We start from the raw sequence: 21239 nt of genomic DNA, 5'->3' as shown, positions 1-21239 counted from the left end.
TTAGAATCCCAGACTATCCAGCAGATCGTCGACCTGTTCCTGCGAGGCGACTACGCCGACGCCGTTAGTGTCGAGCTGCGGTCCGTTGAGCAGACTGTCGTTTTCACGTTTCGCTCTGGCCTGTTGCTCTGGAATGTTTTCCATCAGCACCATCAGCAGCTGATTTTCAATTTCCTGCACCACGGTCATCATGCGTTTGATCACCTGACCGGTCAGATCCTGAAAGTCCTGCGCCATCATGATTTCCATCAACTGCGCGTTGGTGAAACCAGTATGCTCTGGCACTTCTTTCAGGTAGCCGCGGGTGTCGGAGACCAGTTCACGCGCGTCAGACAGTTCGATCGGATTCTCAAACCATTCATCCCAGCGCTTATCGAGCTTTTTCGCGCCGGATTCCAGTTTGTTCTGAACCGGCTGTGCAGCTTCCACACAGTTGAGCGCACGTTCAGCCGCCTGTGCGGTCATGGTGACGACGTAATCGAGACGATCGCGTGCATCAGGAATCGCTTCAGCCGCCTGAGCAATGGCCTGATCCAGGCCAAGTTCACGCATACTGTCACGTAACATACGAGTCAGTTGCCCAATGCGGGCGATAATATCGCCCGCGGTTGCTGCATCATTTGCAGGCATTGGTATTTCTGCCATAAGTACTCCTACATGCCCAGTTTTTCGAAGATTTTGCCCAGCTTTTCTTCCAGCGTGGCGGCGGTAAATGGCTTCACGACATAACCACTGGCACCGGCCTGTGCTGCGGCCACAATGTTTTCTTTTTTAGCTTCGGCGGTGACCATCAGTACCGGCAGTTTTGCCAGTGCGGCATCGGCACGGATCGTTTTGAGTAAATCCAGACCGTCCATGTTAGGCATGTTCCAGTCGGATACCACGAAGTCAAAACCTCCGGCGCGCAGTTTGTTCAGCGCATCAACACCATCTTCCGCTTCTTCCACGTTCTGGAAGCCCAGCTCTTTCAGCAGGTTGCGAACAATACGACGCATGGTAGAGAAATCGTCTACTACCAGAAATCTCAGATTTGGATCGGCCATGTTTTATCTACTCCTAAGGTTTGCTACCCAGCGCAAGGCTGAAAAATTAAATACGTAATGCCTGACCGGCTGATATTTGTGCCAGCATTCGCTGACTGATTTGGCTGAGATCCACCACTTCGTTGACGCCACCGGTGGCGATAGCCTCACGAGGCATACCGAAAACCACACAACTGGCTTCATTTTGTGCCAGGGTATACGCCCCTGCGCGGTGCATCTCCAGCATGCCGGCGGCGCCGTCATTGCCCATTCCCGTCAGGATCACCCCGACGGCATTGCGTCCGGCGAACTGCGCCACCGAACGAAATAACACGTCAACCGACGGACGATGGCGGTTCACCGCCGGGCCGTCGTTCAACTTAACCTGATAGTTAGCGCCGCTGCGCGTCAGCTCCATATGCCTGTCACCCGGCGCGATGTACGCGTGACCCGGTAAAACGCGCTCGCCGTCTTCGGCCTCTTTCACCGTAATCTGGCACAGTTTGTTCAGACGTTCGGCAAAAGAGCGCGTGAACCCCGGCGGCATGTGCTGAGTAATCATCAGCGCCGGACAGGTTGGCGGCAGCGGCTGCAACACGTGGCGGATTGCCTCGGTGCCGCCGGTGGAAGAGCCAATCGCAATCAGCTTTTCACTACTGAGCAGCGGCGTATGGCTGAGCATGCGCGGCTGGTCAAGATTGACGCTTTTGTTCAGACGCGCTTTGGACGCGGTGCGGATTTTGTCGGCAATCATTTCGCTGTACGCCAGCATTCCTTCGCGGATGCCCAGCTGCGGTTTGGTGACGAAATCTATCGCCCCCAACTCCAGCGCGCGAAGCGTGATTTCCGAACCCTTACCGGTCAGCGATGACACCATCACCACCGGCATCGGGCGCAAGCGCATCAGTTTTTCCAGAAAATCCAGCCCGTCCATGCGCGGCATTTCGACATCCAGCGTCAGTACGTCCGGGTTAAATTTCTTGATAAGATCCCGCGCGACCAGCGGATCCGGCGCAGTGGCCACCATTTCCATGTCGGGATGGCTGTTAATGATTTCAGTCATCAGCTGACGCATTAACGCCGAGTCATCGACGCTCAATACTCTGATTTTATTCATTACCTCTCCTTGGCGAGGCCATAGACGGTCTGGCCGCGCAAATAAAATTCCCGGCTGATCTGGCTGAAGTTTTCGGAGTGTCCGGCGAACATCAGGCCACCCGGTTTAAGTAACGGAACAAATCGGCGTAAAATTTTCTCTTGTGTTTCTTTATCGAAATAAATCATCACATTACGGCAGAAAATCGCATCGAACGGACCGTTCAGTTGCCACTGGCTGGCCAGCAAGTTCAGCTGCTGGAATGCCACCATCTGCGTCAGTTCCGGACGGGCGCGCACCAGACCACTGTGCGGGCCGGTGCCCTTGAGGAAGAACTTCTGCAACTGCTGCGGACTGAGCGTGCGTAATTCTTCCTGGCGATACACGCCCGCCGTGGCTTTTTCCAGCACCTGAGTATCGATGTCGCTGGCCTGAATGCGGCAGTTAGCCATCCGCGGCCCCAGCGCTTCGCTCAGGGTCATGGCGATGGAGTACGGCTCTTCGCCCGTTGAGGCCGCCGTGCTCCAGACGCTGTAGTTATTCGGTCGCGAGCGCGCATGTTCCGCCAGAATCGGGAAATGGTGCGCTTCGCGGAAAAAGGCCGTCAGGTTGGTGGTTAGCGCATTAATAAACGCCTGCCACTCCGCGCTGCTGGTATCACTTTCCAGCATGGCCAGATAGCTGCCGAAATCGTTCAGCCCGAGGATCCGCAACCGCCGAACCAGGCGGTTGTAGACCATCTCCCGTTTGTGATCCGCCAGCACGATACCCGCGCGCTGGTAGATGAGTTCGCTTATCCGACGGAAATGGATATCTGACAGCGGTAACCGCTGGATCATCTGTGCCATGATCGAGGTGTTATCAGTACTCATTGGCGAGCCTGGTTGATTCATGGTGCAGCTCCAGTAACGAACAGGTGGTACTTCTAAACCTTTTTTGACGCTTCATTGCGGCCCGGTCTGTCAGAAGGTTTCCCAGTTATCCGCCGATCCCCCACGGGCGTTCGCAGGCAGTAACGCGGGTTGTGTCACCTGACGCGGCGTAAAACCGGAGACCTGACCGTTGCGCGGTTGCAATACGCCTTCGGCGGTCGCTAAGCGGAACACCGAGACCGCGCGGGTAAGATTCTCAGACTCGATTTCCAGCGCATGGGTGGAAGACGCCGCCTGCTGAACCAGCGTGGCGTTCTGCTGAGTTACCTGATCCATCTGCGTGACGGCAATCGAGACCTGCTCGATACCGCGACTCTGCTCGTCCGACGCCGAGGCGATTTCACCCATGATGTCGGTGACGCGGGTCACGGCGCGCACGATGTCATCCATCGTGTTACCGGCGGATTCCACCAGTGCCGACCCCTGACTGACGCGGCTGACGGATTCGTCGATCAGCGACTTAATCTCTTTTGCGGCCTGCGCGCTGCGCTGTGCCAGACTGCGCACCTCACCGGCGACCACGGCAAACCCGCGACCTTGTTCACCCGCACGCGCCGCTTCCACGGCAGCGTTGAGCGCCAGAATGTTGGTCTGGAACGCAATCCCGTCGATGACGCTGGTGATGGCACTGATTTTCTTCGAACTGCCTGCGATATCATTCATGGTTTTCACCACGTTGCCGGTCAGTTCGCCGCCCTTCCCGGCGGTGTTTGATGCATCGCGCGCCAGCTGCGTCGCCTGGCGGGCGTTTTCCGCATTCTGTTTCACGGTCGCGGTCAGTTGCTCCATGCTGGCAGCGGTTTCTTCCAGTGCGGAAGCCTGCTGTTCAGTCCGCGCAGATAAATCTGTGTTACCGGCAGCGATACCTTTCAGGCCAGAGAACATGGTGTCCGCGCCATGACGCACGGTGCGCACGGTGTTCGCCAGCGACTGTTGCATCTGTTGCAGACTTTCAAGCATCACTTTGATTTCGTAACGACCTTCAGCGGTTATCGGTGCTGAGATATCGCCCGAACCGATGCGGTCAAAATGCCCGCGCATGACGTTCAGTGGCGTGAACAGAATGCGACGGGTGATCACCAGCGCCAGCGCGGTTAACAACACCAGCAGAGCAATAATCACCGACGTATTGACCATCACATTCTGATAAGACGCGACCGTTTGCTGCTGCGCCTGCTGGAAACGTCCGCCGACATAATCGGTGTAACTACCGACGTCTTTCTGGAACTGATCCTGATATTTCTGTGCCGGGCCGTTAAGGAAGCCCTGCATGTCGCCCGCTGAGAGCATGTCGTTCAGCGATTGCAACATATCGTGCAGTTGCTGGTAGCTGGCTTTGTTCACCGCCGTCAGTTCCGCTGCTTTCTCGGTTCTGCGTGGTAGCGCCAAAAATGCCGCATAAGCGTCTTCGGCTTTTTTCAGGCTGGCTTTAGCATCGGTCATCAGCTGCGTGATGTTGTCCTGTGGCTGTTTCAGTGCCAGACGCGTTGCCGCACGGTTCAGGGTATTACGGGTTTGCAGCAGATAAGACCAGCTCTGGCTCAGCGCATCACGTTGCTGAGTCGTATTTGAAATCTGTTCGAAGTTTGTTTTATCCGTGTGGGCGGCGTACAGCGATAAACCGCTGTTAACCAGTTGCATCACAAAAAACACTAACAACAGTAAAAACATGCAGGTGGACACACGGATGTGCTTAAACATGGGTAGCCTCTTTATGTGCCGGCCCTGACCGGCACAGTATTTCTTATAATTATTGCGATATACGTGGCTTAAAAAGTTTCCCAGTTTTCAGTCAGATTGTTTTCAGAGGCGCCACCTGTACCGGCTTTAGAACCTGACAGGTTTGGCGTCAATAAAGGCAGTCTTGACGAAGACGAAGTTACCGGGCGCACGCTGTTTGTTACGGACTGACTCAGGGTAAACACCGCCACAGATTGCGTCAGCAGGCTCGCCTGCTCTTCCAGCGCCGCCGAGGCGGACGCGGATTCTTCAACCAGTGAGGCGTTCTGCTGCGTCACCCGATCCATTTCGGTAATCGCCTGCGCGACCTGCTCAATCCCACGGCTTTGTTCATCCGACGCCGAGGTGATTTCGCCCATGATGTCAGTGACGCGGGTCACCGCATTCACCATATCATTCATGGTTTCACCGGCACTTTCAGCCAGTACCGAGCCGGTATTAATACGACTGACGGAATCATCAATCAGCCCTTTAATTTCTTTTGCAGCCTGTGCGCTGCGCTGCGCCAGGCTGCGGACTTCACCGGCCACGACCGCAAATCCGCGTCCCTGCTCACCGGCACGTGCAGCTTCAACCGCGGCGTTCAGTGCCAGAATGTTGGTCTGGAAGGCAATGCCGTCGATCACACCGGTAATGTCGGTGATTTTCTTCGAGCTGCTGGCGATGTCGTTCATGGTTTCCACCACGTTCGCCACCACTTTGCCGCCTTTTAGCGCGGTTTCCGACGCGCTCAGTGCCAGCTGGCTGGCCTGACGGGCGTTTTCAGCGTTCTGTTTCACGGTGGCAGTCAGCTGCTCCATGCTGGCGGCAGTTTCTTCCAACGCCGACGCCTGTTCTTCCGTACGGGAAGAGAGATCGCTGTTACCGGCAGAGATTTCGCTCGCGCCGCTGTAAATCGCGTCTGCACCGTGGCGCACGCCGGAGACTGTACGAATCAGTTCTTCCTGCATGTACCTGAGACTATCGGCAAGCTGGCCGATTTCATTACGGCTTTTCACCACTATTTCGTGCGTCAGATCACCGGTCGCAATTTTGCGGATGGTAACGACGATATTTTTCAGCGGATGAATCAAAATGCGCTGCACGCCGACCCACGCGAGAATGATGATAATCGCCAATACAACCAGTACGGTGCCCAGCATCCACAACGCGTGGCTGAAGGAGTTTTCGCTGACTTTCACGGCGTTGTCATACAGATGGTCGTTTTGATCGATATAGGACACGAATGCTTTTTCGAAGTTATCCTGATACTTCTGCGTCGGCTGTTCGAAGAAATCGTTGATGCGCCCGAGACCAATCAGCTCAATCAGTTCTGCCAGGGCGTCATGCAGTACCAGATATTGTTTTTTAGCTTCCGCCGCTAACGCCGGGTTCTGGCTGGCATCCACCGGGATTTTTTGATAATTGGCAAAGTGCTGATCGGCGATTTTCAGATCTTTAGTCGCTGTATCGACAAGCTCTTTCACCGTTGCGCCGCTGCCCATCTGGTTCGCGTCGAGCATAAAACGAATGCCCGCGCGGTTTAGCGTGTTACGGGTTTGCAGCAAATAGATCCAGCTGGCGTTAAATTCCGCCTGCTGTAAACGGATCTGTTGAGATGTGGTGAAATTGTCTTTGTCCGTCTTCAGGGATTTAAAGAACAGGCCACCGGATACCACCTGTAAAGCACCGAAGACCACCAGTAAGATCACGATGCCCGTGACCACTTTCATACGGTTAAACATGTTGTACCTTTTTAAATGAGAATTATCTGGAAGGGTTATCGGCAGGATCGGGGGGAACTTTATGTGATGGGGATCGAAAAAATTTTGGGGAATGGGGATAAGGTCAAGCCCGTAGGCGTCGGCCTGCACGAAAGTCAAAACCGTAGGCGTCGGCCTGCACGAAAGTCAAAACCGTGGGCGTCGGCCTGCACGAAAGTCAAAACCGTGGGCGTCGGCCTGCACGAAAGTCAAAACCGTGGGCGTCGGCCTGCACGAAAGTCAAAACCGTGGGCGTCGGCCTGCACGAAAGTCAAAACCGTGGGCGTCGGCCCACACCGACCAGAGACCCGCTATCGCGCGGGCCTCTGGACTCCACGCTCTTTTCACTGCGCGCTGTCGCTGGAACGACGGACGTGTTCTGGTACAACGGCGTGTGGCGCAAAATCCTGCCGCTGCGCGGTTCCTTCTCTCGGTCCTGAAGCCTCTGGTCTTCAGGCCGCTCCGTTCAGCAGGATTTTTGAGCGCGCCATGGGGGGTTTTTAGGGCGAAAGAGGGTTGTGCCCTTCTTTTTAATCGCGGCGATAATATCTGCCTGATGCCAGTCTTGTTTCATGCTGCATCCTCGCTGGTCGTATACAGCGAACTGCGCAGCATCTCGAAACGCTCCCAGAGAATAAACGCGAGGATCTCTTTTATCTTTTTGTCATGCAGCGTCATCAGGGCGTAATTCAGCGCCATGCACTGATCGCATAGCTCAGAAGGTTCGAGTTCTGTGTAATCGAACAGGCCGTCGTCGGCGGGCATTTCGGGATTCTTACGATGCTCAGGAACCGGCTGCATCAGCGCCGCTTCAAGGTTTTCCAGCTGATGCTGCATCATCAGCGAAAGAGTGTTCTGCGCCCCGCTGTTCTGCGGATTGATCATCGCATTCGCGATTAAACGGCAGCTGTCAGTGATTGACCATGAATCTGGAGTATCTGAAGTCTGGGTAATATCCATTTGCGTGAAGCCCTAAGTTGTGTGCAAACGCGTTACCTCATAAGTTCCTACACTTAGGCGGTAACTCAGACGGGGGTAGGAATATCGGTTACCCTTCCGACCAACCCGAAGGTTGCCCCGCCTAAGTTACCAAACAATATACTGAATTTATGCTGGTAATACAGTGCAATGGCACTCACATACATAAGTGCAACCAGGGGTTCAGGTTCCTACGCCCGGCTGCGGATTTTGCCGCAGCAAGCAAACTCTAACTGAATAGACACACAGTTAAAATGGATAAATAACGAGAGTGCGATATTGCTTCCAGGGAACTTTTTATCGTTTGCAGCCAGTTACATAGGACACGGTTTTATTGGGTTGGGAGACTGCTTGTGCGGCAGTGAACTCAATAACGAACCTTCGTTGTGATGGGTCGTATAATCGTGCTAGTAAAAAAGGCCGCCCGAAGGCGACCTCTGTTTACTTATGATGCTGTGAATATAACAGCACATTCCGTTTCGGTTTTTAGAGGGTGATTGGCGGCAAACCAACAAGACCTTGCACAGCACTAAGCAAAGTACCTTGCTTAGTGCTTTCCTGTTGAAGCTTAATTGCTATCTCAGTGCTTACACCAAATGCTTCAGCCAATACAGTCGTATTAAAACCAGGGTACGGTCGCCCCCGAACTTAATCCATATGCCCCAAATTCCCCGTCCACCGGCACGCTACTCTCCTCCCCCATGCGGATAAACAACCGAAACGTCTCTCCGCTCGACAGGCTTTTTACGTGAATAAAAGGCAACGACGTCACCTGCGATTTACTGTCGGGGATCCGCTCAAGCGCCTCTTCTTCCGTCAGCCAGCCTTTTTTCACTGAGCGTCTGCGCAACCTCTGGGCATTGCTTTTCACCTGCACGCGGCTGAAACAGCGGTATTTCACGCCGAAAGGCACATCGCGGATGACACTGACCTCAATGTGATCTTGTAAGCCTTTCAGCCACGGGATCTGCCCGAACGCCGCCAGTGTTTCCGCACGGCTGTGCAGACGAATGATGTCCCCCGGCCTCATTGCGTAATGCGGAAAACTCACTCCAATTTTCCCGGCTGCGTAACGCCCCAGTGCACGGTGGAGTTTGGCGAACAGCGCGGCCATCAGCAACTCAGCACCAAACTCAAGGTCAGGCAGCACGCGGATTTCCTGATAACTTTCCATGAGCTCCCCTATTCGCCTTTCTCACCAAACACGCCGCCACGGATCAGAATCGCCATCACGTAGTGCTGCTGTTCAACGTCAGGTTTTTTGTCTTTCGTCACCCAATTATCCAGCAGGGTATAGAAATCCATTTTCTGTTTTGGCTGACGGCAGGCCTTCCCTTTGCTGGTCACAGAACCATAAGGCTCGACGGCAATCGGGCCCAGTTCCAGTTCGCTGGCTTGCGGATACCAGTCGTCAATAGTGCGCAGGGCATTGCCGATTTTCTGTGAATGCAGCGCAGCAACGCCATCGACCTGATACAGAATCTTGCTTTTCTTGCTGTCGCGGCTGTTGTCCAGCACCAGCTCCTGTGAAGGAAAAACTTCCTGCCCTGCGCCCAGCTGAACGAAGGCTTCGACGGTGAACAACGCCGAACCGGTTCCCGCTAAACCCTGCTCAATCGCTGCTGCCAGTTGCGCAATATCGCCCTGCATGGCACCGAAACTGCGCAGGCTGAACGCCGAGGCATCGAACACCCAGCAATGTTTATCATGCGTCACTTTTACGCAGATGTTTTCAGCCCCGACGCGGTTACGCCACAGGAAACGCCCGTTCGCCAGATTCCCGGCATAACGCGCCGCCAGCGTGCCAAAACCGTGTTCTGCGCGATAACCGTCAATGACCGCCGCCAGTGCGGCCTGGTAATCCTGATCGTTACACGCCGACGGTGAGGAGAGATTCCCCAGCACGCGCAGGGTGAACTGCAGTTTCAGCGTATCGGCGAAAAACGGCAGTGCGGCAACGTCTACGCGTTGCAAATTTGGCTTTTGGATTTCAGCATCGAGCTTCGCCGGGTCGGTGGACATGGCATTCTTCATGCGATTGGAAATAGTACCGCGTACGGCTTTTTCTTTAATTTCCAGCGGCTGGAAGAGAGCGCTGATATCACGCTCATTCCAGTTACCTGCAAACATTTGTGCATCGGAGTTCGACAACTTGCGTTCAAAAGCCAGAACGGAGGCGGTTTTTACGGGAGTGTTAGCCATTGTGCTTTCCTTGTTTCAATGATTAAAAGTCTGCGTGTTCTTGGTCAGTCAAATCGGCTTCACGCAAAGGTTTGGCGTGGCTGCAAATGTAATTTTCACTACTATGCGGATAGCGCCAGAACAGCTGATGAATATCCGTCACGCGGTGCGGGCTTCGCCATTCACCAACGCCATAAGCCGCCTCAGCAAAACGAAAAGGCTGCGTCGGGTCGCGGGTTTTCGCCACGTCGCCGGGCGCATATAGCGGGGAAATCGCCGTATAGCCGACCATCAGCGGCACCAGATATCCCTTCGCCGGTTTCGGCTGGTATTGCCAGTCAGCCGCACCGTCTTCCAGCCGTTCTGCCCGGTAGGTGATCGCGGCGAAATCCAGCCAGGCGTCGAGCATCTCGGCTTGCGGATCCTGCGCCTGCCGCTCGGCAAAACGCTGCGTCAGCAGTTCGGAGCGATCCACCAGCGCGAAACCCGGCAGCGCGCGGTACATTTCGCTGCGTGTGAAATTTTCCCGCTCAGAAAGGCTTTCGGGCAGCGCCATCACCCGCACCGGTTTCATCAAAATCACCGTACCGCCCGCCAGCCGCTGTGTGACGCACAGCGATTGCAGAACTTGCGCCAGCTCGTTCGCCCCAGCGTCACCGTGGGGAATGCTGCCCTGACATTCGATAAACAACGTGACCGTCATATGCATCCGCCCTTCTTCATTGAAGGGCGCGGTTTTGGCCTCTTTCGTCAGCGGATTACGAGTCTGTGCGAAATAATGATCGCCACGCTCATTCGCCTGATGCGCCTGAATATGATGCTGATGGCACACCACGCCGCAGCCGGTAAAGGTCAGGCCGTGGCTTTTCTGCACTTTGCGCGACAGCGCATGGGTAAAACCAAGAAAATGGGTGATCGCCGGAAATCCGTAGGTCAGACCGGAGATCGCATTCGCGTTCTCGACCTGCAGGTGAGGCAAAACAATCAACGTGCTCATTGCCATTTCTCCTGCTGCACCGAATCGAATTCGCGTAAGCGCCTGCGCATCAGCACCGACCATTCAAGGAATTCCGCCGCGCCCATATTCAGTTTGTCGTCTTTATTCAGTCGGCTGTTCAGCCAGTGGGCGAAATCCTCAGCGACGTCGGAAATCCAGTCGCCGCGCTCGCGTTGCAATTTGAAATCCGCATCGGTTTTCTGCCGCAAAGGATCCAGCCACAGTTGCTGTGAAAGTTTAAGGGCGCAGCTTTCATCCGCACTCCAGCCCTGCTGCTCCGTCAGATCCAGAATTTCCGCGGCATAGCTGAACACCATGCCGATGAGTTCATCGACGTATTCGGCGCGGTTCTGACGAATTTCACCTGAATTTCCCTTCCCGAAAACACCGTGCAGATAGCGGCGCATCTCAGCCACCACGCGGGTCAGCCTTGGAGAAATAACGGTGAAGACAGATTTTGTCGTGGAAGGCGGCTTAAGTGATTGCTGCCACTGAGGCGGCGCACAGCGCAGAAGATGATTTTTGCCACCGCGCAGACTGTTCAGATAGGAAATGTTTTGTGGTTTGGTTCCACCGACATTCTGCACGGCGATGTCTGGAAAAAAACGCACGTCTGCCGGATGCCAGAGCCTCTCGCGTCGTGCTTTTCGCGCCGCGACCGATTCCTCGCTAAAACGTGAATGGCTGATGCGCTGATGCAACACGTGCGCCAGCGAAGAGGAATACAACGGGCTAAGCAGGTGATAATCACCGGCGTCTGACAGGGGAAAATAAAGCTGTTTGGCGAGCTGATGCGTCGAGAGAGTTTTGTCCGACAGCGCCTGCATAAAGCCATGAACCCACTGCTCAAGCTGGGTATCGTTTTCTGCGAGAGCGGCCAGCGCTGAGTGATCGCCTCGTTTGAGGCAATTCAGTAAAGAATCCCCTTCGTGTTCTGTTTGCAACAGCTTCGCGACATCTAAGACTGCCGAGTTCCCGACAGCATCGACGGCGGGTGAATGCAGTGTGGCGGTGGAAAGGTAAGCCGGGTCGGCCACTTTCACCGTGCTGTAGATACTGCTGCCTTTGGCATCACCGTGAAAATATTTCACCGCGTGCGTGACCAGACTAATTTGCCCCGCGCGCGCGGCAGCATCGGTCAGCCAGGTACGGATGTCGTATTTCTTTTCCAGATGGCGACGCTGCTGCAACAACTGTACTTCCAGGGCAACGCTATCCTCATCACGCGTTGCTGCCAGCCGCTTTTCTGTTTCTTTATCGAAAGCTTCCAATTTGAGTTGCTGACGGCTTTCGATGAACCGAAAAATAAATTTTTTTAATGATTCCGTTTCCACTTAAGACTCCTTATCCAAGGTGGTGGCATGCTTCTACTACAATTCCTACCTAGGAGGTCCAGCATTATCTAGCAGCACGCTAATGCAACACCTTCCCCCTTCTGCCCTGCTCGGGTAAAGCAAAAGAAAAATGAAAACAAGACCCAGCAAAAGTAGAATTTTGTGTCTGCGCATTGGAATACCCTCATTAATTTTGAGGTTATATTATACTTAAGATTTCCTTATGCAACCTATCAAAGCTAAGCTTATCGAAAAAATGTTTGGTTTCTTTCTTCTAAATGATTACCCTAGTTTTCTGCCGCACTGGCAGCTTAGAAATATCAAAGCTACAAGCTGTTTTGGCTTAACCTTAACTACCGCACAGGTAGCGGCGCACTCAATCGAGTGCGCCAAACACCCCTAGCACTTCATGCCAGCGCCACAGTTTGTTCTCATCTTCCGGTAAACAGATTTCGCCAAAGGTTTTACTGATCCGCGCCAGCTCCCAACCCAAATGATCGGCAAGTTGCTGGTAAATGCTGCTGTAATCCATTGCCATCCACGGGCTGACGCCGCTGGCGTACTCCTGATTAATCCGTTTGAACCCGCTGCTGTCTTTCCAGCCTTCAGCACCGTCGTCCGACTGACGAAAAAGGGGCGCATCGCCCTCTTCTTCCAGCCACAGGTAATATTGCCTGTCCGGTGACGACTGGCGGAACGGCGTGCGTCGTTGCAGCTCACCGCACCAGCTTGCATCGTCACGCCACCAGCGTGCGGCATAGTTCTCACCACAAGGCGGCCGCCCAAGCAGCTCCGGCCACAGGCGCCCGTGCTCCATATCCACAAAATTGTTCTTTGCCTCAGGCAATAAACGCTCCTGAATGCGGGGAATAGCCGTGAGGATTTCGTAATCTTCAGCTGGGAGTAAATCGAATAAGTCATGGCTGCTAAACAGGTTAGCGCTGTTTTCTGCGCCGGGTTTGCAATAGGCGGGGACGATATTTTTCAGCGCCTTAACGTTCTTATGCAGGATATGCACGTTCGGCGATTTTGGCGTTATTTGCCGGTGACGCTGTACCCGTCCCGCCAGCTGGATAAGTGACCGCATGGAACTCGGTTCAGCAATCGCCCAGTCGTAGTCATGATCGCGCCCAATCTCTGCAACAGATGTCGCCAGCACCACGAAGATATGATGTGTTTCCGGCTGCTGTTCAATGGCTTGTCGGATTTCATCCACCTGCCAGATATTCTCTTCTTTATAACGGGTCAGCGTGGCGTCCAGCCGGTTCTCAATATGCGCCCGCATCGCCAGCGGATGCTGGCTGTGATATACGCAATAATGCAGACAAGTATCACCAGAGGATTCGGTTATAAACAGGCGCTGAGCAACGGCAACCAGCGGATTAATATTCGCCATGCGAACAATCCCGACTGATAACGTTTTGCCGTCACGTGCCTGATGATGCTGTTGATGCAATTCCAGCAGCGACTGATGGATACGCCGTGAAACGGCATCCAGAACATGGGGTTCACGGGGACTCTCAGGCGTGACCGCCACCAGCATCGCCCTTCGCAACGTCTGCGCGCGCTGCAATAGTGCAACGCGCTTGTCGACAAATTCACGATGCTGAACGCCAAACGCTTTACCATTTGGATGCTGTCCTGACATGACATTATGCTCATCAAACCATGCACAGCAGACATTGAGGGGTAATCCCGGCTGCCCGTTGGCCAGCTGATATTCCCGTCGGCCTTCGGCGTAGGCGCTAAATAATGCCTGCACCAGCGCGGGGGCAAGCGTCGCCGAGGAAAGCACCACTTTCGCCCCCAATAAACCCGCCCAGTTCACCAACCGGCACAGCGCGGGAAGATCATTCATATCAAAATCGTCAGGTTCATCGAGCACCAGATCGGAGGTCAGCAGCCGCAGCATCGGGGCAATCTGATGGCCGCTGCGCAGGCTTTCGCAGGCGGGCATCAGATGGTCAATCGTGGTGACCAGCACCGGCGCGCTGATCAGTTTCAGCAGAGTATCTTTCCCTTTCAACCACTGACCCAGTCGGCCGGAATGGAGCGTTCCCTCGTAGCGCACGTAAAGATGTTCCGCAAAAAGTGCATCCGATGACTGACTGCCGTTATCCGTTGTCTGACTGTTGTCCTGATTTAACTGATGCAGATCCTGCACCGCCTGTGAACCAATGAGCACCGCCAGATCGTCTTTATCCAGATGGAGTTTTTCACCCAGCGCATCGCCGGTTTGTAATGTCAGCGTGCGCAGGCCGAGTGCAACCGAAAACCGGCAGCCTCGTGTGTCATCCGCCAGGCCGTACATAATCCGCGCATTGGCCAGCGTCTTGCCACAGCCGGTTGAGGCCATATTGACGCCGAAAAATCCGTGCTGCTGCGATGGTTCGCGCAAACCGCAGGCGAGATCGTAAGCGCTATCCTGCCAGCGATATTTTTGCTCTGTCGCCCGTTTCTTAAAACCTTTGTGGCGGGCAATCGCCGGAAGCGTCTCGCGTAACGCTGGCAAGCTGCACGCCAGCAAATATGCATTCTGGCTGACACCGATATTATGCTCGTCGAGATGTTGTTTGGGTTTGCCGGTTTTTTTATCCGTATTCGCGAAGGTGGAAAATGTTGGATCCTGCCAGCCTTTTGTCGCGCCCAGTGAAGAATAGAGATGATCGGAAAGCATCAGAACCAGTCGCGCCATGTGGCTGGTGAAACGTTGCTCGAGAATTGCAGGGGGAGAATTGAGTAAAGGAAGCTGCAATGCGCGTGTCGCAAACTTTTGTGCTTTGCTGCGCCACGTCGCGCTCTGCATGGGCGTTCCGTGCGGGAACTGCCAGACCGCACGCCGTTCCTTCACCGTCCACGGTAAATCCATGTTGACTGAATTCCAGCAAGGCGCGAACTGATATTTTTGCCAGTTCTGAATATCTGCCAGCTGCGGAGGATTGGCATAGCGGTCATCTGACCGCGGATAGACCGGCAACCGGTGATGCGAAACGATCAGCCAGGCGACTACGCGCGCGACAGGCGGCAAACTTTCCAGAGGACTGGAATAACTGTCTCCAGCCTTATTACACGCCAGATTATGAAGGATGGCTTTATCATGCTCCGCCGAAACATGTTGCAAAGAATTCAGCCATTGCAGGTCTGATTGTTTACCCACAAAGGATTGAAACAGTCTGACAGAAACCCATTCATGCCGGTAAGGCTCAAAACCTTTCCCCTTCCCTTTTAATTTATCCTGAAATAACTGATTCGCTTTGCCAAAGTCGTGAAATAATCCTGCAATAGCAGCAAGCAAAGCAATGGTTTGAGTGGCGTGGAAGGGGGATTCGGCGTTGGATTTGAGAATATCCCGCTGCGTGGTGTGCGTCGGTACCGAACCTTTTTCATTAAACCTACGAATATTTCCGACAATCCAGATAACTTCCGTCTGATTATTTGATTTAATCCAATGACAGGCGACGGCGGTATTTCTGCGCGCTGTTTTCTTAAGTATTCGGCGTAAGGTATTTAACCCTTCCATTGTCATCGCAGTTTGCCAGGTGCGCTCGCCTTTACGTTCGGCAAACTGATCGATGATACGGCGAGTTTCAATCAGCGCTTTTTTATTACATTCAGATACGAATAATAGATTCATAGTGACTGACTTATTTTTTGAGCAACCTGCTGGACGGTTTCAATCATGATGTCCAGGGCATCCGCACGCTGAAAATTAATCAGACAACGTTGCCTGAACTCCTGCTCATCTTCACCCTTCATTGCGGCGATAAATGCTTGCGGAAGAACTAATGCATCTTTGATTAAATCGGCGACATCAAAAACCAGCCCACCGCGACGCGTTTTTCCGTGCATGACAGCCAGACCATGCGGCAACCCGATCACCCAGACCGCTGTTGCGGCTAATCCGTATGCCAGATAATTGCCGTGATCCAGAAAGCGGTTTGCCAGGTCAAGTCCGCCACCACGTTTAGCGCGGGTAAAATCGCCATAACTTACCGCTGTGGCCGCCAGTCTGTACAAGCTCTTCGTTAACACCGCTTCCTGCGCCATCAGTTCGGTAATATTCTTACAGCCTGAAAGGTTCTGCTCAAAACGCTGTAAAACGGTATCAACGCTGCCTTCTTCCAACACAAAACAGGTCTCACGCCCCATCGTTACGCCTGACCAATGTTTACGAATTTGTTCACTGCGAACTTTTTGAAACGCCACTGCTGCCGCCAGCCTTTTGTGCTCGTCAAACCAAAAGCTGACCCAGTGCTGTAGATATTCAGTGGGTCGATATTCACTTTGCGACGTCAGCCAAGAAACATTCACTTCGACTTCATTAGCAGAATACAGCGGCGTTCCACCACCGCCGCAGAAGCCAATCAATACGCCAGCCCGCGCAAACTCCCGCATCGCGGCTTGCGTCACCGACGTCCCGGTCCCGAGCATGACTACCGTCGTATTCGCTATCGGGATATTCCAGTAAAGCGAGTGTTTGCCTTCTTCGGTCACATATTCCACGCGACCGCCGTTTACCAGCACGCGGCAATATTGCAGATAGTAAATATTTGAACGTTTTGAATGCAGGATAGTTTTGAGTTCACTGGGGGTTAATCCTTCAGCCATTTAAGAGTCCTTTCCTTTCACATTCCAAAATAATGAAATATAAAATAAACCCATGAACTTAAATATCAACCAGATAATTAATTGAATTTTTGGATATTTTAGCGAGAAACATTGCGGGCGTGTATTTATTGCTTCGTTTTAAATGAACAAATTATTCATTTATCTAAAATGGATATATCACTTAACTTTGGACGTTGTTTTATTAGCTGCCTGTCCGGCAGTGAACGGCATATTCTTCATCCGGTAACCTCTCGTAGTTTTCTAAGCTGCCTGTCCGGCAGTGAACATCGACTTTGCTGACAAGCTTGATGGTCTTATTTTTCTAAGCTGCCTGTCCGGCAGTGAACCCATCCGGTGAAAGCTGGCCGGCGTCGCGCATTTTCTAAGCTGCCTGTCCGGCAGTGAACCGGTGCGCCGGACATGTAGGCTTTCCTTTCCCTTTCTAAGCTGCCTGTCCGGCAGTGAACGATGTGAACAGCGCCAATATGTCGAGCTGTCATTTCTAAGCTGCCTGTCCGGCAGTGAACATCAGATTGGAGGTAACCAGCGCGTGATGATCTTTCTAAGCTGCCTGTCCGGCAGTGAACGGATCTGATGATCAAAATCTACAGCACCCGATTTTCTAAGCTGCCTGTCCGGCAGTGAACTAAACGTCGAGGGCTGTACCCGCTGCGCTGACTTTCTAAGCTGCCTGTCCGGCAGTGAACGCACAGCATCATCAAAGGCATCAAAGGCATCAAAGAGCGTATTTCTAAGCTGCCTGTCCGGCAGTGAACTTTCAGGACTTGGTTGTAATCATGTATTTAGCTTTCTAAGCTGCCTGTCCGGCAGTGAACCGATAGCGCATTTGTAGTTGTGGCAGACTTTTTTTCTAAGCTGCCTGTACGGCAGTGGGGTTAAAAGCGACTTATAATCATTTAAATCAATTAGTTAACACTCATTTTGCGCGTGAAATTAATGCCTTTGAATGTTAAATAAATCCCTTTTACTTCAGATAGTTGAGAATGGTTTTGGGGAAAGGGTTTTGCCTGTCGGTTGAGGAGACTCAATACGTATATTCGGTATTGAGCCTTTTTCTTGAAGAATGCACGTCAATACACATACGTGTTATTTCAATGAGTTATGCTTTTGGTTTGGGCAATGCTCTGCACTAAGATGCACCTGCATGAAAATGCTATGCCCCATACATGCCCCACAGTTTCAAATGCACGGCGTATCATCGAACACATCATTCCTGGCATCGTAGATGATATGCGTCACCACCCCCTCGATCACCAGCTCGTCATCTGTGAATGCTTCGCCGAACTCAATGAAAACGTTCTTGTCGATCAGTGACTCCAGCCCACGGCGCAGGATTGTCACCAGACGCCACACATCCATCTCACCGTTGATTTGCGCCAGCAGCAGATTACCGTCGACCGGTTTGATTGCCGGGTCTATCAGCAGCATCGTGCCGGAGTTGATGTGCTTTCCATGGTACCGCTCGGCGATGTACAGGCGAGAAGCGGGGCCGGTACAATTGCAGACTTTATTCAGGTCGATACGTGATTCAACGTAATCGCTTGCAGGTGATGGAAATCCCATAGTTCCTCCTTACTTTACGTAGCCCATGTTTTTCAGAAAATAGCGCTTACTCTCGCCCTCTTGCTCCGAGTAGTCCCGGAAGAATCCCTGGTAGTGCGTTATCCATTCATTAGCTTCACGCAGTGACCAGAAATGATTTACCTTCGCTAACTCTGCGACGAATCGTTCCGTTGTGACTATCTGGCCCTTCTTCGGATCTAATGTGATGCTGTTGATGAAAGCACCTTTTATGTCGGAATATTTGGGCATAAGCACCTCACAAAATACTGTTTATACATACAGTATAATCATGTGAGTCATGGGCTGGAAAGCCCGATCAGCGACAATTTTCTTATGCCGCTGATCGGGAAGGGAAGATATTTATGTGGTGTGTTCTGGCTCGGCAATGATTGGCTCTTCAATTACCACAGCATGCATTTCCATACGAACGTCGATCCATGAATTTGCAGGTACATCTATTGGCAGGCCTTGAATCAGGTCAATATCGCCGGTTTCTTCATTCAGTTTGTATCGCTTTTTGAAAAGCTTGATAGTCAGTGTACCGTCCTCTGCCTCTTCCCCTTCGACAATACCAAGCTCTCCGTTACCAGCTGGATCCGCAGGTGCTTTCAAATGCCAACTGTCTTTAGCAAAACCAAGACTGCCAGTTAGCTTATAAATACCGACATCAACGCGTTCGATTCTAATTCCCCTTGCTTCGTGGTTGGCGACGCCGTCACCGCACCACTCAAACGTATCCTCATCGATATCCGGACGTGTGCTTTTTCCTTTTGAAAACACGATTCGAGCAACAGGTGAAGCGGCTGAAAGTACCCCGCCTGAGCCCTTGGTCGTGTTCGTAGTCGTGTAAACTTCGCAAATCTGTCCGTTATATTGTGCCGTGGTTGAAACGATTCTCAGGAACATTTTCGGCGCAGAAGCTATGATTGTCGGGATAATTACCTGATAACCGGTATTTGCATCGAAGGGCACCTGCAATACTGATGAATTGTTGCCGATACCACCTAAAACGGCTTGAGCGTTATAAAGTCCGCCTGGCTTAATCCCATCCAAGGTAACTGAAACAGGTGTATTGGTTCCCACGCCAAAAGAACCAACGGTAGTGACTCTTCCTGCAGTGGCATCATTCAGACTTGTTTGCTTGACTAACCCTAAATTAGTTTGTGCTCCCGCTTGCGTTGTTGCTCCCGTCCCCCCCTGAACAATCGGAACCGCGCCTGAAACTTTTGTGGCCATGTTGTCGGAGAGGTACTTCCACGATGGCCCTGTATAAGTTGAGCCGTCGGGAAGAGTAACAGTGATGTTACCCGTGCCACTGTAAATCTGCTGCCAGTTGGCCTTATCCAAATTCAAGCCACGGATAGCCTTCGCCACATCGGCGGCAACCTGCGCGGTTATGCCGACGAGGGTAGCATTCGGCACCGCAGTCCATGCGTTCCCGGTAGCGGTTGGTCCGCCATATGGGATGATTAACGTTAGGGACGTTGCAGATGCTATAGCTTTGACGCCCAGGTTATACGTCACACCGCCGACAATAACGACGATAAAGTCGTTTACTTTTAAGTCGGTGGTAAAGGCGGTACCGGTACCCGTCACGGTTGCAGAGTTATTGGTTAATGCGATGGTTCCTGCCGACATGTTTTGCTCCAGGCATAAAAAAACCCGCCGAAGCGGGTTCATATTGATTATTAAGTTCAGTCCAGGCGATATGAAACATCAAGCCTGACGTCTTTACGGGGGTTATTTGCGGCAAACTGCCAGTTGGATACGTCCTGCTTTATGGACTTTTCAAAGTAATTTTTTGGCTCTGCATTTATTACTCTGATATTTCTCGTCCTTCCCTCTTCATTGATATCATAAAGAACGCTCACATCTCCTGATACACGGAGTTCACCTGCTCGGAACGGATACGTAACTTTATGGTTACCTGAAGTACATCCAGAAAGTATTAATGCAAATAAAATAAATAGTATGCTTTTCATCGGGCTCCCTTTTTTCTATATATAAAACCCGGTGCAGTGTTTTTTCAAATCGAAAATGCGATCTTTGCGACAAATATAACTAATTAAATGTTGGGAATGATTGCATATGGGATCCTCAAGCCATAATTTTTCAATGTATCGGCCCACGTTCTTTGGTTCTGCCTTGGCCAGAATGCGCTCAATACGCCGCCGGAGAACGAAAACATCAGGCCTGAATATCCCGATGTTCCACCATCGCCTCCGAGGTTAGAGGGTGCGGCGCTGGCGAGTAGATAAGTTCCTGACCCGATATTTTGAGAGTAAACAGAGTTATCCAAATCGAAACCAGCCGGGATATCGTAAAAACCCAACACCCTCGGAATTTTTGCTGCCGTGACAGCAGACCACACCAAAGCGCCAGCTGCATTAAAGACATCGAGATAACCACTGGTTGTACCGACATCCACGCCGGTTCGCGCCATCGTTCCGGAATTGGCTGTCCCGTAAGGCTGTCCTCCGTTGAACATCATCTTCGCGCCATTGTTAAATTTGAACCAAAGCAGGTTGGCATCAGCCGGGTAAGGGTTGCTTACGTATCCCATATCCGTTCCGTTTCCGATTGGGGTGCTGATATTGTAAAAACCTGCATCAGTTACCGCACCATAGGCTTTACTGTCCCTCAGATAAGTGCCGGTGAAATCAGAGCTCACAACCAAAGCTCCGGCGGTGTTATACGTCTCGAATCCACTCATAGAAATCCATACAGATAGACAGTTAGCGTGACGGCAACAGAAAGTGAAGTAGTCAGAAGATAGGTATTGAAACCTCCGTCTACCGCCCTGCACGCATAAAGGTTTGATGGATATGCGGCATTTGACGTTGCCACGATCACGGCAAAACTTCCCGCTGCCGTCATACCAGAAACCGAGGTCGCGATAACTGGATTTGAAGCGATAGGCGAGGTGATATTCGCCGTCCCGAGAAGCCTGCAATTATAATCACCGATGTCTGCAACTAAATTGCCTGCAGCGTCCCAGCATTGAATTCCTTGTGGCATAAAGTCC

The 21239-nt window shown here is 52.3% G+C and carries 19 protein-coding genes, 1 pseudogene and 1 CRISPR repeat array; all 20 genes and pseudogenes read right to left on the bottom strand.

Features of this window, described 5'->3' with window-relative positions:
* Nucleotides 1-645 carry a protein phosphatase CheZ gene (cheZ, locus tag GE278_09075; GenBank protein ID QLK60900.1) on the bottom strand — a complete coding sequence of 215 codons (645 nt, stop codon included), beginning with the start codon at nucleotides 643-645 and terminating at the stop codon, nucleotides 1-3.
* A gap of 8 nt (nucleotides 646-653) precedes the next feature.
* Nucleotides 654-1043 (bottom strand): chemotaxis protein CheY, encoded by a 390-nt coding sequence (gene cheY / locus GE278_09070; protein ID QLK60899.1) that lies wholly within the window; start codon nucleotides 1041-1043, stop codon nucleotides 654-656.
* A 46-nt stretch (nucleotides 1044-1089) separates the two neighbouring features.
* Nucleotides 1090-2139, bottom strand: a complete 1050-nt coding sequence (cheB, locus tag GE278_09065) for a chemotaxis-specific protein-glutamate methyltransferase CheB (GenBank protein ID QLK60898.1) — start codon at nucleotides 2137-2139, stop codon at nucleotides 1090-1092.
* Nucleotides 2139-3011: a protein-glutamate O-methyltransferase CheR gene (gene cheR, locus GE278_09060; GenBank protein ID QLK60897.1), complete on the bottom strand. Its 873-nt coding sequence runs from the start codon at nucleotides 3009-3011 to the stop codon at nucleotides 2139-2141. The genes cheB and cheR overlap by 1 nt, the downstream gene beginning before the upstream one ends.
* Before the next feature lie 69 nt (nucleotides 3012-3080).
* Nucleotides 3081-4751: a HAMP domain-containing protein gene (locus GE278_09055; GenBank protein ID QLK60896.1), complete on the bottom strand. Its 1671-nt coding sequence runs from the start codon at nucleotides 4749-4751 to the stop codon at nucleotides 3081-3083.
* Nucleotides 4752-4819: 68 nt separating this feature from the next.
* Nucleotides 4820-6514, bottom strand: a complete 1695-nt coding sequence (locus GE278_09050) for a HAMP domain-containing protein (protein QLK60895.1) — start codon at nucleotides 6512-6514, stop codon at nucleotides 4820-4822.
* A 484-nt stretch (nucleotides 6515-6998) separates the two neighbouring features.
* Entirely contained in the window at nucleotides 6999-7106 is a 108-nt protein-coding gene (locus GE278_09045; protein ID QLK60894.1) for a hypothetical protein, read from the bottom strand.
* A complete protein-coding gene (locus GE278_09040) occupies nucleotides 7103-7492 on the bottom strand; it encodes a hypothetical protein (GenBank protein QLK60893.1) in 390 nt (129 codons plus the stop codon). The genes GE278_09045 and GE278_09040 overlap by 4 nt, the downstream gene beginning before the upstream one ends.
* 637 nt (nucleotides 7493-8129) lie before the next feature.
* Nucleotides 8130-8684: a type I-F CRISPR-associated endoribonuclease Cas6/Csy4 gene (gene cas6f / locus GE278_09035; protein ID QLK60892.1), complete on the bottom strand. Its 555-nt coding sequence runs from the start codon at nucleotides 8682-8684 to the stop codon at nucleotides 8130-8132.
* Between the two features lie 8 nt (nucleotides 8685-8692).
* Nucleotides 8693-9712 carry a type I-F CRISPR-associated protein Csy3 gene (csy3, locus tag GE278_09030; GenBank protein ID QLK60891.1) on the bottom strand — a complete coding sequence of 340 codons (1020 nt, stop codon included), beginning with the start codon at nucleotides 9710-9712 and terminating at the stop codon, nucleotides 8693-8695.
* Between the two features lie 22 nt (nucleotides 9713-9734).
* A complete protein-coding gene (csy2, locus tag GE278_09025) occupies nucleotides 9735-10688 on the bottom strand; it encodes a type I-F CRISPR-associated protein Csy2 (protein ID QLK60890.1) in 954 nt (317 codons plus the stop codon).
* On the bottom strand, nucleotides 10685-12022 hold the full coding sequence (gene csy1 / locus GE278_09020) for a type I-F CRISPR-associated protein Csy1 (protein QLK60889.1): 1338 nt from the start codon (nucleotides 12020-12022) through the stop codon (nucleotides 10685-10687). The genes csy2 and csy1 overlap by 4 nt, the downstream gene beginning before the upstream one ends.
* Nucleotides 12023-12398: 376 nt before the next feature.
* The gene (gene cas3f, locus GE278_09015) at nucleotides 12399-15656 is read right to left on the bottom strand and encodes a type I-F CRISPR-associated helicase Cas3 (GenBank protein QLK60888.1); all 3258 of its coding nucleotides are present in this window, start codon (nucleotides 15654-15656) and stop codon (nucleotides 12399-12401) included.
* Nucleotides 15653-16630 (bottom strand): type I-F CRISPR-associated endonuclease Cas1, encoded by a 978-nt coding sequence (gene cas1f / locus GE278_09010; protein ID QLK60887.1) that lies wholly within the window; start codon nucleotides 16628-16630, stop codon nucleotides 15653-15655. Before cas1f ends, cas3f begins: the two co-directional genes overlap by 4 nt.
* 198 nt (nucleotides 16631-16828) lie before the next feature.
* A CRISPR array of direct repeats spans nucleotides 16829-17526; the repeat unit is 28 nt; unit sequence TTTCTAAGCTGCCTGTCCGGCAGTGAAC.
* A gap of 304 nt (nucleotides 17527-17830) precedes the next feature.
* Nucleotides 17831-18214, bottom strand: a complete 384-nt coding sequence (locus tag GE278_09005) for a DNA polymerase V (protein ID QLK60886.1) — start codon at nucleotides 18212-18214, stop codon at nucleotides 17831-17833.
* A 9-nt stretch (nucleotides 18215-18223) separates the two neighbouring features.
* A complete protein-coding gene (locus GE278_09000) occupies nucleotides 18224-18463 on the bottom strand; it encodes a hypothetical protein (GenBank protein ID QLK60885.1) in 240 nt (79 codons plus the stop codon).
* 900 nt (nucleotides 18464-19363) lie between these two features.
* Nucleotides 19364-19852: pseudogene (locus GE278_08995) on the bottom strand (hypothetical protein).
* A 56-nt stretch (nucleotides 19853-19908) separates the two neighbouring features.
* Nucleotides 19909-20196, bottom strand: a complete 288-nt coding sequence (locus GE278_08990) for a TonB family protein (protein ID QLK60884.1) — start codon at nucleotides 20194-20196, stop codon at nucleotides 19909-19911.
* Nucleotides 20197-20279: 83 nt separating this feature from the next.
* Entirely contained in the window at nucleotides 20280-20927 is a 648-nt protein-coding gene (locus tag GE278_08985) for a hypothetical protein (protein ID QLK60883.1), read from the bottom strand.
* Nucleotides 20924-21232, bottom strand: a complete 309-nt coding sequence (locus GE278_08980; protein ID QLK60882.1) for a hypothetical protein — start codon at nucleotides 21230-21232, stop codon at nucleotides 20924-20926. Before GE278_08980 ends, GE278_08985 begins: the two co-directional genes overlap by 4 nt.
* Nucleotides 21233-21239 lie beyond the last annotated feature (7 nt).

The sequence above is a fragment of the Enterobacteriaceae bacterium Kacie_13 genome (assembly GCA_013457415.1).
Taxonomy (GTDB): domain Bacteria; phylum Pseudomonadota; class Gammaproteobacteria; order Enterobacterales; family Enterobacteriaceae; genus Rahnella.
The sequence above is the reverse complement of the archived record's forward strand: the minus strand, read 5'-3'. Positions and strand labels throughout refer to the sequence as shown.

Coding starts and splice junctions, on each gene's coding strand:
- cheZ (QLK60900.1), bottom strand. CDS start 645: ATGGCAGAAATACCAATGCCTGCAAATGATGCAGCAACCGCGGGCGAT.
- cheY (QLK60899.1), bottom strand. CDS start 1,043: ATGGCCGATCCAAATCTGAGATTTCTGGTAGTAGACGATTTCTCTACC.
- cheB (QLK60898.1), bottom strand. CDS start 2,139: ATGAATAAAATCAGAGTATTGAGCGTCGATGACTCGGCGTTAATGCGT.
- cheR (QLK60897.1), bottom strand. CDS start 3,011: ATGAATCAACCAGGCTCGCCAATGAGTACTGATAACACCTCGATCATG.
- GE278_09055 (QLK60896.1), bottom strand. CDS start 4,751: ATGTTTAAGCACATCCGTGTGTCCACCTGCATGTTTTTACTGTTGTTA.
- GE278_09050 (QLK60895.1), bottom strand. CDS start 6,514: ATGTTTAACCGTATGAAAGTGGTCACGGGCATCGTGATCTTACTGGTG.
- GE278_09045 (QLK60894.1), bottom strand. CDS start 7,106: ATGAAACAAGACTGGCATCAGGCAGATATTATCGCCGCGATTAAAAAG.
- GE278_09040 (QLK60893.1), bottom strand. CDS start 7,492: ATGGATATTACCCAGACTTCAGATACTCCAGATTCATGGTCAATCACT.
- cas6f (QLK60892.1), bottom strand. CDS start 8,684: ATGGAAAGTTATCAGGAAATCCGCGTGCTGCCTGACCTTGAGTTTGGT.
- csy3 (QLK60891.1), bottom strand. CDS start 9,712: ATGGCTAACACTCCCGTAAAAACCGCCTCCGTTCTGGCTTTTGAACGC.
- csy2 (QLK60890.1), bottom strand. CDS start 10,688: ATGAGCACGTTGATTGTTTTGCCTCACCTGCAGGTCGAGAACGCGAAT.
- cas3f (QLK60888.1), bottom strand. CDS start 15,656: ATGAATCTATTATTCGTATCTGAATGTAATAAAAAAGCGCTGATTGAA.
- cas1f (QLK60887.1), bottom strand. CDS start 16,630: ATGGCTGAAGGATTAACCCCCAGTGAACTCAAAACTATCCTGCATTCA.
- GE278_09005 (QLK60886.1), bottom strand. CDS start 18,214: ATGGGATTTCCATCACCTGCAAGCGATTACGTTGAATCACGTATCGAC.
- GE278_09000 (QLK60885.1), bottom strand. CDS start 18,463: ATGCCCAAATATTCCGACATAAAAGGTGCTTTCATCAACAGCATCACA.
- GE278_08990 (QLK60884.1), bottom strand. CDS start 20,196: ATGAAAAGCATACTATTTATTTTATTTGCATTAATACTTTCTGGATGT.
- GE278_08985 (QLK60883.1), bottom strand. CDS start 20,927: ATGAGTGGATTCGAGACGTATAACACCGCCGGAGCTTTGGTTGTGAGC.
- GE278_08980 (QLK60882.1), bottom strand. CDS start 21,232: ATGCCACAAGGAATTCAATGCTGGGACGCTGCAGGCAATTTAGTTGCA.